Below are 12,607 nucleotides of genomic sequence, written 5' to 3'. Positions count from 1 at the left end.
GTTAAATTTGTGAATAAGCGGTTGGTTCTAAAAAAACTCTTATAATACGAGACACCGTATTGGCGTATTCGGGCATTGGCGCTACCCGTTTCCAGTCTGCATCGGCGCTGAAAGCTTTCCAGCTGGCGTCTCTGTCTTCCATGTTTTTAAACGTAAGCATATAGGTGATACAAGGCTGGTGGTCTCCGGCTATAACTTCTCCGAAAAAAACCGGATTCAATTTGGTGTTGTAGAAAATCTTTATTTCTTCATCATTAAACATCTTTATCTTCCGGCGTGAAGCATCTTCCGAAAAACTTTCGTAGGTTCTTAATTCAAAGAATCTTTGTTCGGCTTTGGGTTTTATCATTTGCGGAAGGCCGTCAAAAGCCAGTAACAAAGAAGAGGTAAATCTGGTATAAGGAGCTTTATCAGGCAGAAGCGCATTATATTCTGCACTTGCCTCCATAAACTTAATATCTGATTTTAACTGTGCATTGATGCTGCCGTATTGCTCAATAGATACATAAGGGATAATGACATAAATTTTAGCCGGCTCAGATTTACCGGTTTCCTTAAATACGCCTACGTTTTTTACTCCTAATCTGTTTAGCGCTGGAATCAGGGCATTTTTTAAATAGTTTTCAAAATTTGCGGCAGGAGAGCCGAAACGCATTTCGTACGCTCGTATTTCGTAAATTTCTTTCTTGCCCGGGGCTGATTGCGCCCACGCACCAAATATCAGAAAAAAGAATAAAATACTTAAGGTTAATTGTTTCATAGATGTTAGTTTAAAATTGAATTACTTATTGCTGAAAAGCTTCTAATACGCGCTTCACCAATCCATCCATGGCATTGGTGCTTATCCAGCGGGTTACCATTACCAGCTCGTGGTCAGGGTCTACATAAACCATGTTTGCACCATTGCCTAAGTGGTAAAACGCATTGGCAGCGGCACTTGGTAATAACTTTTTATCGGTGTTCAAAAACCAGTTCATGTAGCCATAAGTGGGTTCGGCCGTGGTTGGAGTCAATGCCTGTTTTACCCAGTTTTCAGATAACAACTGCTGGCCGTTCCATTTGCCTCTATGCAATGTCAAAAGGCCAAAGCGGGCCATATCATAGGCATTAATAAACATTCCGCCTCCCCAATGCCCTCCACCACTTACCGATTGCACAGCTTGTCCGTCCAAAACTACCCACGAATTTCGGTAGCCGGTCCATCGCCAGGTATTTGATGCCCCAATTTTATCCATTATCTGTTCTTTCAGCACCTGTGGCAATGGTTTGCGCCATACACTAAGCGCCGCCAGCGAAAGCACATTCACCCGTACATCATTATATTCATAAACCGAGCCGGGCTTGTGTCTGGGTCTGCCCTGCCATAGCGCTGCATCTTTATCAGGCCGGTCTGCCCAGTCGGGTTTTCCCCAAAGCGTTCCTTCCCAATCGCTGGTTTGTCTTAAAAGGGCATCCCAGGTAATGGTTTTGTTATGAGGGCTATCAAACAGGTTTATTAATTCAGGCTTACCCAAATCATCTGCCGGGCGGCTTACAGGTTGTCCATAAGTTTCAATAGGTGGCACATAAGGGGCTACCGTGTCATTTACATTTTTTATCAATCCCTTGTCAACGGCCAGCCCAACCACTGTTGAAAGAAAACTCTTGGTTACGCTGTGGGTCATGTCGCATCTGTCAGGCTCGCCCCACTGGGCAATTATATACCCTTTGTAGATAATAAGCCCGGTGGGTGCACCCCTTTCGGCAAATGGACCAATAGCAAAGCCGAATGGTTCTTTTCCAAAGCTCTGGTAATGCGACACCTCCATATTTCGCGGATTCTTTGACTCATTCGCTACGGCAAAGTTGATGGCATCTGCCAGTTTTGCTCCGTTCAGGCCCAGTTCTGCAGGCTTTTTTTGCAGCCAGTTATTGTAAGCAGGAAAATATGCATCTGTGGTTTTTTTCTGGGCGTATGATTGAGCCCAGACTAAAGCTACCAGACATAATAAACGGTATTTCATAACACTACTTTTGTTTAAGTTTGTTGTTTTTAAAGTGTACACTTGCAGCACTTACTTCTGTATCTGCATTAATGTATCGGGCATTTTTTGCAATCTCAAAGTAGTTATTGTGCAACTTTACTCCATTAAAATAAGAACCCGACAAACGAACGCCACAGGGTTTTCCGTTCTTAACGCCTTTTGCCTCCACAAAGCATTTATTACCACTTATAATGCTATTGTTTACGCTGTTTTGGGCATTTTGCCCCCATAAGGTAATACTGCCGTAATTGTTTTTCAGACCATCATTACGGCTTACATTATTGATAATTTTATTACGGTTGAATTTGAGCGGGCAATCAAATTGAGCCAGCAGATATCCTGCACCTTCGTGATCGTGTGCGTAGCAATTTCTGATAACACAATCTGACGCCCCACCGTCAATATCAAAACCTCCCCCATCTTTGGTCATTCCGGCATGGTTATGATGAGACTCGCAATTCTGAATAATGCCATTTTTGCAAGCCCATAACCAAATGCCCACAGGCCCGCCGTCGGTGCATCTGTTATCTTCCCCGTTTTCGTATGCTTCACATTGCTCTATCAATAGGCCATCAATGCCGGCCATTACAATGCCATTGCCTGAATGATTGGTTGTTTTGCTTAAAATGCCTTTGTTATGATATGCCTTGTTATGTGCCAGATAGAAGTTTTTGTGCGGAATTGCCGGATATTTACCCAATGATGCCATACCTGCCTCACCGTTTTCATGAGCAATTGTATGTGTTATTTTTACATTTCTATAGCCGGTGGAATCGCTTTTGTCGCCTATAATCAGGAGGCCATACTTATGAAACCCCTTTACCTCGCAACTGTCAATTTCAATAGAACTTAACCATTTTGATGCGTAACCGTTGTAAAATTCAATGCCATTCTGCTTGTTTTTATCTACGCCGTTTCCGACAAAAACCAGATTTTCAAGCCTTATACCCTGCGTATTATGAGCAAAAAATCCACCGTTAACTCCGGCATTAATAATCGCCTTTTTACCACCATAACTACCAATTATCATTAAACTTCCGGCATTGCCACCATCAAGGCTATCCAGTTGTATGGTTCCATTAAATACCTTTCCGCCTTCAAATAATAAGCTGTCTGCTGGCTTAAATATGGTTTCGTTTACTCTTGCTATACTTTTCCAGGCTGTTTTTATACTTAGCCCGTCGTTTGCATCATTCCCGGTATCACTTACATAATAGGTTTTTGAGCCAGACTGCTGCCCTGCAAACATAAACCACCAGATAAAGTACAACCACAGCATCATTATTGTTTAGTTTTATTTATGTTCCTGCTCATAGTGCTTGCTGAGTATATCTTCTCCAAAATCATTGGTCAGGTCACGCGTTACGGTATGTATATGGTTTCCACCGTTTTGGGTGTTATCATATTCAATCAGAATTACCTCATTCTGAATCCGGTAATAATGCCCGTTAGATTCTCCATACTTTCTACCACCGGCCCAAACAAACCTTAACTTGCTTAATCCGGCCTTTTCTATTTTATGCATTAGTTCGTTCGAAAAACCCAGAGGGTAATTCTTTATATAAACACTTAGCAGCCGCAATAACAGCTTTTGCTGACTATCGTTCATTTCAGCAAAGGTAATGCCTTCATCAGCCAGCGCACCTATTTTGCGTTTATTGCTGGTTATGATGTCGTTAGGGGCGATATCCGATACAATTGCTTTTTTTATTTGTTCGGCAGAAAATGAATTGATTAGTTCAAAAGCATCATTAGCTTCATCTTTAAGAATCTGGTAGCCTTTTTTTTCACCGGTTGGCACAATGCCGGGGTTACTGCCGAAAAACAAAGGGGTAGCTGATGCCAGTTTTCCGGAGGCTGAGGAGAAATTAAGCGACAAATGATGCCCTTCTAAACGCCATCCCCAGGGCTTGTTTTCATTGGGTGTTCCGAAAATAGTAAAATAATACTTTACCGGGCTTCGGTAATCACTTTCAGGTGGCGCATTCTCCAGCTCTTTCAGTATAATCTCCAGTTGCATAATTGCTATGGCTTTATCCTGTCCCTGCTGGCTTAAAGTTGCTTTCAGTAAATTCATGGCTGCTGCTTTCTGTGGGTCGGTCATTTCTCTCAGCATCAGTCCGTTTCGGGCTTTTGGTACAAAATACCAGTTGAAACGTTCTTCTGAATCGTAAGCATAACTGATTTTTTCAAGCTGGGTTTTGTCGAGCAATTGCAGGAAAGCAGAAGCCGCTTTAACGATAGGTTTGTTGTTGGTACCCGACTGGGCGCGTATGGCAAAGCAATATACGCATACCATACAAAAAGTAAGTAACGCTTTCATAGTAAGAGGCCTGGTTGAATATTATTACCAAGTAAGCGTTAATAGTTATAAAAAACAAATTAATTTGCGTAGCCTAAAATGCAACTTACCATGAGCACCGTAGAGTCAATTGGATTATACTTAGCCGCTGCAATTTATATTTTTGCAGGCATTATGCACTTTACCAACGAGAGGTTTTACATTAAAGCCATGCCTCCATACATACCATATCATAAGGCAATGGTGCAGTTAAGCGGCATGGCTGAAATTGCCTTAGGTGCAGGACTGTTGTTACCGGCCACAAGAACTTACGCTGCCTGGGGTATAATTGTACTTTTAATTGCGGTGTTTCCTGCAAACTTTTATATGGCAACATCGGGTAAATTTCACCGCATGCCACAACTTTTGCTATGGTTGCGCCTGCCTCTACAATTCTTACTTATAGGATGGGCATATTTATATACCTGATATATCTTACTTTAAACAACTATATAAAGGCTTATAAAAGTGGGCCTTATATGTTTAGTAAAACGATTCTAAACTGACATTTCGCCACAAATATCACGTTCCAGATTGAATTTTACCCGCTCGGGCGACTCCTCCTTTCCAAAAAGATACATCATTTTAGTTATGGCTGCTTCGGTAGTTATATCAGAGCCACTCACCACGCCAATTTCCTGCAATTGCCTGCTTGTCTGGTATGTACCCTGCAACACCCGCCCGCCATCACATTGCGACACATTGAAAATCACTATTCCGGCATCAATCGCCTCTTTCAATTCTTCCAGAAACCAGCTTTCTGATGGTGCATTGCCGGCGCCGTAAGTTTCCATTACAACGCCTTTCAGGCCGGTGGTTTTAAAAAGATTATGCATCAGATTACGATGCAAACCCGGAAAAAGCTTCAATATCATTACATTTTCATCCAGCTTTTCGTGCAGTATCAGTGGTAAATCGGTTCGATACGGGCGTATGAACGGAAAATTGTAGTCAATTGTAACCCCCACTTCGGCCAGAAACGGGTAATTATCAGACCTGAAGGCGTTAAACTGGCTGCTTTCTTTCTTCTTGGCGCGGCTACCCCTTAGCAGGTAAGAATTAAAATATATGGCCACTTCAGGTACTACCGGGCGGCCGTTAATTTGTGCCGATGCAATTTCAAGGGCCGTAATCAGATTCTCACGGGCGTCGGTTCTTGCTACGCCAATGGGTAACTGCGCACCTGTCAGTATCACAGGTTTGCTCAGGTTTTCAAGCAGATAACTCAGCGCAGAGGCCGTGTAGGCCATTGTATCGGTTCCGTGCAGAATCACAAAGGCATCATAATCCTGAAAATTATCATACACAATGCGGGCCATTTCTACCCAATCTGCCGGCTGCATGTTAGACGAATCAATGGGTTTATCAAGCGTCAAAGTTGTTAGTTCGCACTCCAGCCTATGTAGCTCTGGCACGTTGGTCAAAATCTCACTAAAAACAAAAGGTACTAAACTTTTACTTTTAGAGTCATATACCATGCCCAGTGTTCCGCCTGTGTAAATCATTAAAACAGAGGTGGCACGATTATTTTTAGTTGATGAAGTGTTGATTTTTGAGGTCTTATATCGCATTGAAAAAAAAATTTTGGGCAAAAATGAAAGTTACCTTTTCAGGCCAAAAGCTGTTTTTTTTAATTTATGAAAGCGAAATTACTTAAATCGATACAAGATTTTGATAAAATCTTAATTTTTTGAGTATTACTACTCAAAATTAAACCTGATTTGGGCAATTTTAGAATTTATAAATTATACTATTCCAAGATTTTTTTTCACTTTTCGTGAATTTAATTTGAATTATTACGTTATATTTGAAAAGCAACAAACTAGAACACAATAAAAAAGACGGTATTATGCGTGTGCAACCAACATTAAGAATCATAACAGACGAGGTAGCAATTATTGATTGCCTTGTAGATAACGGCGAGATTTTCAGGAAGTTTGATACAGACAAAACTGCGGCATTTCTGGTAGGAGAAGATTTTCATTTAGTTTTATATTTAGCAGACAGCGCCGCCGAAAACCGGTTTGTGATGTATATCGTTGACGATTTCTCGGTAAACGAAGAGTGCATGGCGTATGTACTGAAATACCTGGAAGAACAGATACAACAAAACCACAGGGTTTATACAATGAAACAGGCCCGTAATAAAGTATTGGATATATTTTATATGACCGACACTTTCAGAGCCTTGTTTGGCAAGAAAAGTGTTCAGGAAGAAGACGAATATCATCATTGATTATTCGATTTCGTCAAGAAACATTCTGTAAGCTCGGTTTAGCTCATCATAAGCCTTTTTATTTTGCTTCTGGTGAGCTATTTCTATACCTTTTTTATACACTTCATCAGCTTTTTCAAATTCTTCCAGCTCAAAATACAAAGCGGCTGCGTGGTAATACGTTGGCACGTAACCAGGATGCTCTGCCAGTAATTTCTCAAGATACCCCAGCGCTTTGCCCGGGTTGGTATTCATGTACTCCATAGCCACGCTGTAAATATTAAAGGGCTCATTGGGCTCTTCTTCCAGATACTGCAACAAAATTTTTAATCGTTCCTCTTGCATACTATTGTTCTTTAATTTAGCTTTGTAATGTTATGCGTGCATAACAATTTATTGTCGGTACACCTTCTCTAAAGGCAAAAATAGGCAATAAATATTGTTCAATATTATAAATACAATGCTTTTTAGAAAACCCCTGAAAGCATCTATTCTATAATTATCTCCCTTTAGGGGTAAGGGGCAAAAAACTATGAAAATACTAGTCTGCATTTCGAATGTGCCTGATACAACTTCAAAAATCAGTTTTACTGATGGCGACACCAAGTTGAACAAGGCAGGAGTACAATACATCATCGGACCCTACGATGATTACGCACTGGCGAGAGCCGTAGAATTAAAAGAAAAATCGGGCGCAAGTATAACCGTACTGAATGTTGGTGAAGCAGATGCCGAGCCACAAATACGCAAAGCGTTAGCCATTGGCGCTGATGATGCCATCAGGGTTGATGCCGACCCTACCGACTCTTATTTTGTAGCTGAGCAAATAGCGGCTGTAGCTAAAGAAGGCAATTATGACCTGATACTGATGGGCCGCGAAACCAGTGACTATAACTCGGGTGTGGTACACGGTATTGTAGGCGAAATACTGGGCATCCCGTCGTTCTCGCCGGTTATGCAATTAGATATAGAAGCCGGCACCGCAAAAATGACCCGTGAGATAGAGGGCGGAAAAGAAAAACTGGAAGCCCCCCTACCACTAGTTTTGGGTTGCCAGGAACCCATAGCCGAATGGAAAATACCTAACATGAGAGGTATTATGACAGCCCGTACCAAGCCATTGAAAGTAATTCCGGCATCGGGCGAGGCGCTTACCTCTACAGATAAATACAGCTTGCCACCGGCCAAAGGAGCATGCAAGATGATACCTGCCGATGAAGCAGAAAAATTAATTGAGCTGCTTCATAAAGAAGCCAAAGTGCTTTAATACATTATTCAATTCAGAAAAGACTTTATAATATGGCTATATTAGTTTTTGCAGAGATTGCCGATGGAGCAATCAAAAAATCATCGCTTGAGGCTATTTATTATGGCGCTCAGGTGGCCGAAAAATCAGGCACAGCCGTTACAGCTTTGGTTATTGGCAAGGCAGATGCCAGCGCGCTGGCCATTGCAGGCCATTATGGCGCTGCCAAAGTTTTGCATGCCAACGACCCAAAACTGGAAACCGCCAACAGCATGGCCTATGCCAAAGTATTGGTAGAAGCCGTGCGGTCAATAGGCGCTAAGGTAATAATTACGGCGAAGTCTTCTCTTGCCGACGCCGTAACAGCACGCGCTGCAGGTACGTTAAAAGCCGCAGTAGTAGGAAACGTAGTAGAACTGCCAGATTTATCAGGTGGTTTTAAAGTAAAACGCAGCATTTTTACGGGTAAGGCATTTGCCGATGTAAACTTAACCAGCGATATTAAGGTTTTGGCAATCAAGAAAAACGTGGTAAATCCGGTAGAAGGTACAACAGCCGCAACGGTTGAAACCTTCTCCCCTGCCTTAGCTGATAATCTTTTTACTGCCAAAGTAACAGAAACCATCAAGGCGTCAGGCACGGTGTCATTACCGGAGGCAGACCTAGTGGTATCAGGTGGCAGAGGCATGAAAGGCCCTGAACACTGGCAACCATTGCTAGACCTGGCCGAAGCGCTGGGTGCAGCAACGGCCTGCTCAAAGCCTGTTTCTGACCTTGACTGGAGACCACACCACGAACACGTTGGACAAACAGGTGTGAAAGTTTCGCCGAATTTGTATATTGCCTGCGGTATTTCAGGGGCTATTCAGCACCTGGCCGGGGTTAATTCATCGAAAGTAATAGTGGTTATTAATAAAGACCCCGAGGCTCCGTTCTTCAAAGCAGCCGACTACGGTATTGTAGGCGATGTGTTTGATGTATTGCCTAAACTTACCAAAGCGGTTAAAGATTTGAACTAAAAAACTGATTATATTTAGCAAAGCCTCTGAAAGTCGATTTCAGAGGCTTTTTGTTTTTGCGCATACCCTGGATATAGCAAATTATGGAAACCAAAACGACAGAATGAAAGTTTACCAGATATAAGGATACACTGCTTCTTAATTTTTATGGTTGAAGTGAATGGGCAATTTAAGAAATCCTTATATTTGCAACGTGGAAAAAATAAAACTAGAAATACTTGGCCTTTCTCCAAGCCAATCACAAACCGGCTCATTTGCGCTGGTGTTGGCAGAGGAATTTGGTAATCGCCGATTACCGATTATTATCGGAATGTTTGAAGCCCAAGCCATTGCGATTGAAATGGAGCGTATAACGCCTAATCGACCAATGACGCACGACCTCTTCAAGTCATTTGCCCGTGCATTTGACTTTACAGTTGAAGAAATTCTTATTTCTGATTTAAAGGAGGGTATATTCTATGCCAAAATTATTTGTACTGATGGCATACGCCAGAAATCAATAGACGCCCGGCCGTCAGATGCGGTCGCTATTGGTTTGCGTTTTCAGGTACCTATTTATACAACCGACCAGATTCTTTCAGATGCAGGTATAACGGCACAAGATGCCACAACCGCCGACGAACCACAGGAACTGGTATCTTCTTCTTCCCGCCCGCAGAGAGTTAAGAAAGATTCTCTTAAAGACCTTAATCTGGAAGAACTGCACAACCTGCTTAATCAGGCGCTTGCAAATGAAGAATACGAAAAAGCCGCTAAAATAAGAGACGAAATCAGCAAACGCAATTAAGCTGTTTTCAGAATTTATATGCAATAAGCTATTTGATATCAGTCAGATAGCTTATTTTTTTTACCCAGGGGTTCAATTCTCACATCAATTTTCATAAAAAATTAATTTATATTAAAAAAGGCATTAAAACATTACATAGTTTTTCTAGATTTGGGTTTAATGATACGTGTCTGGCGTATTGTCTTGCTGTAGTCTGATTCTTTATTCATTTAAACCTATTATTTATTATGTTCTCCTACCTGAAAAGAAAATTTGAAAAACACAAAATAAAAACAACTTTTAAGGAATACGGCCATAAAGTTGACGAATATGATTTACCTCAGTTTGGTAAAGTAAACTTTGCCAAATGGGAAAACCCACTTGAAGCCGAAAAGCATATTACACAAAGCCAGGTAGATTTTTACAATGCTTTTCTAAAAAAGGGAGACTTTGTGATTGATATCGGTGCCCACATCGGCGATTCTACATTACCAATGGCATTGGCGGTTGGCAAAGAAGGCACTGTACTGGGTTTTGACCCCAACCCGTATATTTACAAGATACTTAAAAAAAACGCCTCTCTCAATAAAGAACTTACCAACATTATTCCGCTGCAACTAGCTATTGCAACACATGAAGGCGAATTTTTTTACAGTTCGTCAGAGGCAACCCATAATAATGGCGGCATAGCCGAAACACAGCAGAACAGGCACGGAAAATACGGATTGAATGAAAAAGTAAAAGGGGTGAATCTGGAGCATTTCCTGAACGAAAACTATCCGGAAGAACTAAAGAACCTGTCACTCATTAAAATTGATACCGAAGGCTATGATATAGAAATCATCAGGTCTATCGCCTCTTTATTGAAAAAACATAAACCTAATCTTATTTTTGAGTGTTTCCCGAAGTTATCAAAGGCAGAAAGGCAAAGTCTTTATGACTTGGTGGCCGATATGGGCTACCATTTAACCTATGTTGAAGCATTTGATGCCAAAGCTAAAAAAAAGGCGATAAAACGCGAAAATATGAGCGATTGGAAACATTTTGACATTTGGGCTGTTCCTGTAAAATAAGCCCTGGTGCAGTCAGGGTTGTGGAATTGTAAGTTTTTATTTTTAACTTACGCATTCAAAAACCCTGACTAAACAATATAAACCGATAATGATTCGAATACTGCGTAACTTTTTACCAATCCCCAACAAAGACCCTAATCTGTTTTTTAGGCTTGTTTCTTACATTGATATTCTGGGTATTTTTGAGCGTGATCCTTTCGGCAATTGGCTTATTTTAAAACGTATTATCATTCTTGTGGCTGGTTTCCCCACTTACTGGCGTATAGCAGTGGCTAATCAGTTAAAAGTAGAAGGCGCCGAAAAAATAGCCCGCCTGCCCAACCAGAATGTATTTTTTATATCCAATCATCAAACCTATTTTGCAGATGTAATCACCTTTTATCATGTGTTCTGTTCGGTTAAATGGGGCTTTGGTAACAGGGTAATACCGGTATCATTATTTGCACCCAGAGCGCGTACATTTTATGTAGCCGCCAGCGAAACAATGAAAGAAGGTCTTATACCGCGTATGTTCAGCCTGGCAGGCGCCATTCTGGTAGAACGTTCATGGAGAGCGAAAGGAGAAAACGTAAGAAGAGATCTGGACTCGTCGGCAGGTAATAACGTCTCGAAAGGATTACAATTTGGATGGGTAGTGAGTTTCCCGCAGGGTACAACCAGCCCCTATGCCCCTATCAGAAAAGGTACTGCACATATAATTAAAGAAAATAACCCTATTGTTGTGCCAGTGGTAATAGACGGCTTCCGCAGGGCATTTAATAAAACAGGCCTTGCCTACAAAAAACGCAATACCGAACTAAGGGTAAAATTCAAAGACCCTATTCACTTTTCACCAGATGCAACCGTAGATGAAATAACCGAGGTTGTAAAGAATATCATAGAACAAAACATGCCCGAACGCATTGCCCGCTGGCGTGGAGACACCGAAGGTTCTGTTAAAAATCATTAATTTAGTACGAATTTCTGCTACATTTCCTATCTTTGCCCAAAGTTACAAACAGGCAAAGTATTGTATTAAAGATATTCAAGATGTCGAAAAGAAAAATAGGCAGTTTTCCGAGTCTTTTAATTATTATCAGCTTAACCACTGCTTTATTTCTGATTGCCTTTGTTGGTTGGATAGCCATTACATCAAAACAACTGGTTGGTTATGTGCGCCAGAATGTTGAAGTGCAGGTATATCTCGACAAATCAACAACCCCGGCTCAGCAAGACTCTATCCATAACCTTATCATCAAGAAAAACTATGTGGCTTACCTTGAAAACACGCCGCAGATAAAGTTTATATCAAAAGAAAGCACTGCACAGAAAGTCCTGAAAGAACTGAAAGAAGATTACAAACCGGTTTTAGGTGAAAACCCATACCGCGATGCCTTCAACATTAAAATTCAGGAAGATTACCAGAGTGAAGCCAATCTGGTAACTATCAAAAAAGATTTGGAGCAAATAGCCGGGGTTTTTGAGGTTAATTATGCCAAAGATTTTATAGACAGCGTCAATAAAAATGCCTACAACGCTTTTCTGATTATCGCCTCTATTATTGTTATATTGCTTATTGCCATTATCTTGTTAATCAACAATACCATTCGTCTGGCGCTTTATTCGCAAAGGCTCATTATCAGAAGTATGCAGCTGGTTGGCGCTACCAACTGGTTTATTCAAAGGCCGTTTATTGGCCGTGGTTTACTTCATGGTTTGTTTTCTGGTTTAATTGCTATCGGTTTGTTTATGGGCGTTCAGCAGATTGCTATTAATAAAATACCAAGCCTGATTATTTTACAAGACTACCTTAAAATTGGTATTCTTTGCGGTGGGGTTATTGTTCTGGGCATTTTAATCAGTGTGCTCAGCACCTTTCAGTCGATGTACAGATACCTGAGAATGAACCTCGACGACTTATATTAAAATCATTTTTTCATGCGA

The 12,607-nt window shown here is 41.2% G+C and carries 14 protein-coding genes; 8 read left to right on the top strand and 6 right to left on the bottom strand.

From position 1 onward, the window contains the following. Position 1 precedes the first annotated feature (1 nt). Genes NZ848_RS16915 through NZ848_RS16900 form a run of 4 tightly spaced genes read right to left on the bottom strand, consistent with a single transcriptional unit; the run spans position 2 to position 4,347 of the window. Positions 2-760 (bottom strand): NIPSNAP family protein, encoded by a 759-nt coding sequence (locus tag NZ848_RS16915; protein WP_259016497.1) that lies wholly within the window; start codon positions 758-760, stop codon positions 2-4. Positions 761-785: 25 nt separating this feature from the next. Beyond that, on the bottom strand, positions 786-2,003 hold the full coding sequence (locus NZ848_RS16910; protein ID WP_259016496.1) for a serine hydrolase domain-containing protein: 1,218 nt from the start codon (positions 2,001-2,003) through the stop codon (positions 786-788). Between the two features lie 4 nt (positions 2,004-2,007). Further along, entirely contained in the window at positions 2,008-3,306 is a 1,299-nt protein-coding gene (locus NZ848_RS16905; RefSeq protein ID WP_259016495.1) for a right-handed parallel beta-helix repeat-containing protein, read from the bottom strand. A gap of 12 nt (positions 3,307-3,318) precedes the next feature. Then, positions 3,319-4,347, bottom strand: a complete 1,029-nt coding sequence (locus NZ848_RS16900) for a DUF3500 domain-containing protein (RefSeq protein WP_259016494.1) — start codon at positions 4,345-4,347, stop codon at positions 3,319-3,321. A gap of 90 nt (positions 4,348-4,437) precedes the next feature. Here NZ848_RS16900 and NZ848_RS16895 point away from each other — a divergent pair, with 90 nt between their 5' ends. Next, a complete protein-coding gene (locus NZ848_RS16895) occupies positions 4,438-4,794 on the top strand; it encodes a DoxX family protein (protein WP_259016493.1) in 357 nt (118 codons plus the stop codon). A 68-nt stretch (positions 4,795-4,862) separates the two neighbouring features. Here the strand turns inward: NZ848_RS16895 and NZ848_RS16890 are convergent, their stop codons facing one another. After that, complete coding sequence (locus NZ848_RS16890) at positions 4,863-5,936, bottom strand: asparaginase (RefSeq protein WP_253535189.1); 1,074 nt, start codon at positions 5,934-5,936, stop codon at positions 4,863-4,865. A 278-nt stretch (positions 5,937-6,214) separates the two neighbouring features. Between NZ848_RS16890 and NZ848_RS16885 the strand changes: the two genes are divergently transcribed. Continuing rightward, positions 6,215-6,601: a hypothetical protein gene (locus NZ848_RS16885; protein ID WP_259016492.1), complete on the top strand. Its 387-nt coding sequence runs from the start codon at positions 6,215-6,217 to the stop codon at positions 6,599-6,601. Here the strand turns inward: NZ848_RS16885 and NZ848_RS16880 are convergent, their stop codons facing one another. Then, complete coding sequence (locus tag NZ848_RS16880) at positions 6,602-6,925, bottom strand: tetratricopeptide repeat protein (RefSeq protein ID WP_259016491.1); 324 nt, start codon at positions 6,923-6,925, stop codon at positions 6,602-6,604. It abuts the gene before it with no gap. A gap of 187 nt (positions 6,926-7,112) precedes the next feature. On the opposite strand from NZ848_RS16880, the gene NZ848_RS16875 reads away from it, so the two are divergent. From NZ848_RS16875 to NZ848_RS16850, 6 genes are all read left to right on the top strand, one after another. Next, entirely contained in the window at positions 7,113-7,847 is a 735-nt protein-coding gene (locus NZ848_RS16875; protein WP_259016490.1) for an electron transfer flavoprotein subunit beta/FixA family protein, read from the top strand. A 32-nt stretch (positions 7,848-7,879) separates the two neighbouring features. Further along, entirely contained in the window at positions 7,880-8,845 is a 966-nt protein-coding gene (locus NZ848_RS16870; RefSeq protein ID WP_259016489.1) for an electron transfer flavoprotein subunit alpha/FixB family protein, read from the top strand. A gap of 193 nt (positions 8,846-9,038) precedes the next feature. Then, positions 9,039-9,632 carry a bifunctional nuclease family protein gene (locus tag NZ848_RS16865; RefSeq protein WP_253535182.1) on the top strand — a complete coding sequence of 198 codons (594 nt, stop codon included), beginning with the start codon at positions 9,039-9,041 and terminating at the stop codon, positions 9,630-9,632. Positions 9,633-9,859: 227 nt separating this feature from the next. After that, positions 9,860-10,684 carry an FkbM family methyltransferase gene (locus tag NZ848_RS16860; protein WP_259016488.1) on the top strand — a complete coding sequence of 275 codons (825 nt, stop codon included), beginning with the start codon at positions 9,860-9,862 and terminating at the stop codon, positions 10,682-10,684. Positions 10,685-10,772: 88 nt separating this feature from the next. After that, on the top strand, positions 10,773-11,633 hold the full coding sequence (locus tag NZ848_RS16855; RefSeq protein ID WP_253535174.1) for a lysophospholipid acyltransferase family protein: 861 nt from the start codon (positions 10,773-10,775) through the stop codon (positions 11,631-11,633). Positions 11,634-11,713: 80 nt separating this feature from the next. Continuing rightward, a complete protein-coding gene (locus NZ848_RS16850) occupies positions 11,714-12,589 on the top strand; it encodes a cell division protein FtsX (protein ID WP_259016487.1) in 876 nt (291 codons plus the stop codon). The last annotated feature ends 18 nt before the right edge of the window (positions 12,590-12,607 follow it).

Source organism: Emticicia fluvialis (genome assembly GCF_024793945.1).
In the GTDB taxonomy this organism is placed as follows: Bacteria; Bacteroidota; Bacteroidia; order Cytophagales; family Spirosomataceae; genus Emticicia; species Emticicia fluvialis.
Note: the sequence above shows the minus strand (reverse complement) of the source record. Positions and strands in the feature narration are given on the sequence as shown.

What these genes read in the sequence shown, in the direction of transcription:
- NZ848_RS16895 (WP_259016493.1), top strand. Translation starts at nt 4,438, where the DNA reads ATGAGCACCGTAGAGTCAATTGGATTATACTTAGCCGCTGCAATTTAT.
- NZ848_RS16855 (WP_253535174.1), top strand. Translation starts at nt 10,773, where the DNA reads ATGATTCGAATACTGCGTAACTTTTTACCAATCCCCAACAAAGACCCT.
- NZ848_RS16870 (WP_259016489.1), top strand. Translation starts at nt 7,880, where the DNA reads ATGGCTATATTAGTTTTTGCAGAGATTGCCGATGGAGCAATCAAAAAA.
- NZ848_RS16915 (WP_259016497.1), bottom strand. Translation starts at nt 760, where the DNA reads ATGAAACAATTAACCTTAAGTATTTTATTCTTTTTTCTGATATTTGGT.
- NZ848_RS16875 (WP_259016490.1), top strand. Translation starts at nt 7,113, where the DNA reads ATGAAAATACTAGTCTGCATTTCGAATGTGCCTGATACAACTTCAAAA.
- NZ848_RS16905 (WP_259016495.1), bottom strand. Translation starts at nt 3,306, where the DNA reads ATGATGCTGTGGTTGTACTTTATCTGGTGGTTTATGTTTGCAGGGCAG.
- NZ848_RS16890 (WP_253535189.1), bottom strand. Translation starts at nt 5,936, where the DNA reads ATGCGATATAAGACCTCAAAAATCAACACTTCATCAACTAAAAATAAT.
- NZ848_RS16900 (WP_259016494.1), bottom strand. Translation starts at nt 4,347, where the DNA reads ATGAAAGCGTTACTTACTTTTTGTATGGTATGCGTATATTGCTTTGCC.
- NZ848_RS16885 (WP_259016492.1), top strand. Translation starts at nt 6,215, where the DNA reads ATGCGTGTGCAACCAACATTAAGAATCATAACAGACGAGGTAGCAATT.
- NZ848_RS16860 (WP_259016488.1), top strand. Translation starts at nt 9,860, where the DNA reads ATGTTCTCCTACCTGAAAAGAAAATTTGAAAAACACAAAATAAAAACA.
- NZ848_RS16910 (WP_259016496.1), bottom strand. Translation starts at nt 2,003, where the DNA reads ATGAAATACCGTTTATTATGTCTGGTAGCTTTAGTCTGGGCTCAATCA.
- NZ848_RS16880 (WP_259016491.1), bottom strand. Translation starts at nt 6,925, where the DNA reads ATGCAAGAGGAACGATTAAAAATTTTGTTGCAGTATCTGGAAGAAGAG.
- NZ848_RS16850 (WP_259016487.1), top strand. Translation starts at nt 11,714, where the DNA reads ATGTCGAAAAGAAAAATAGGCAGTTTTCCGAGTCTTTTAATTATTATC.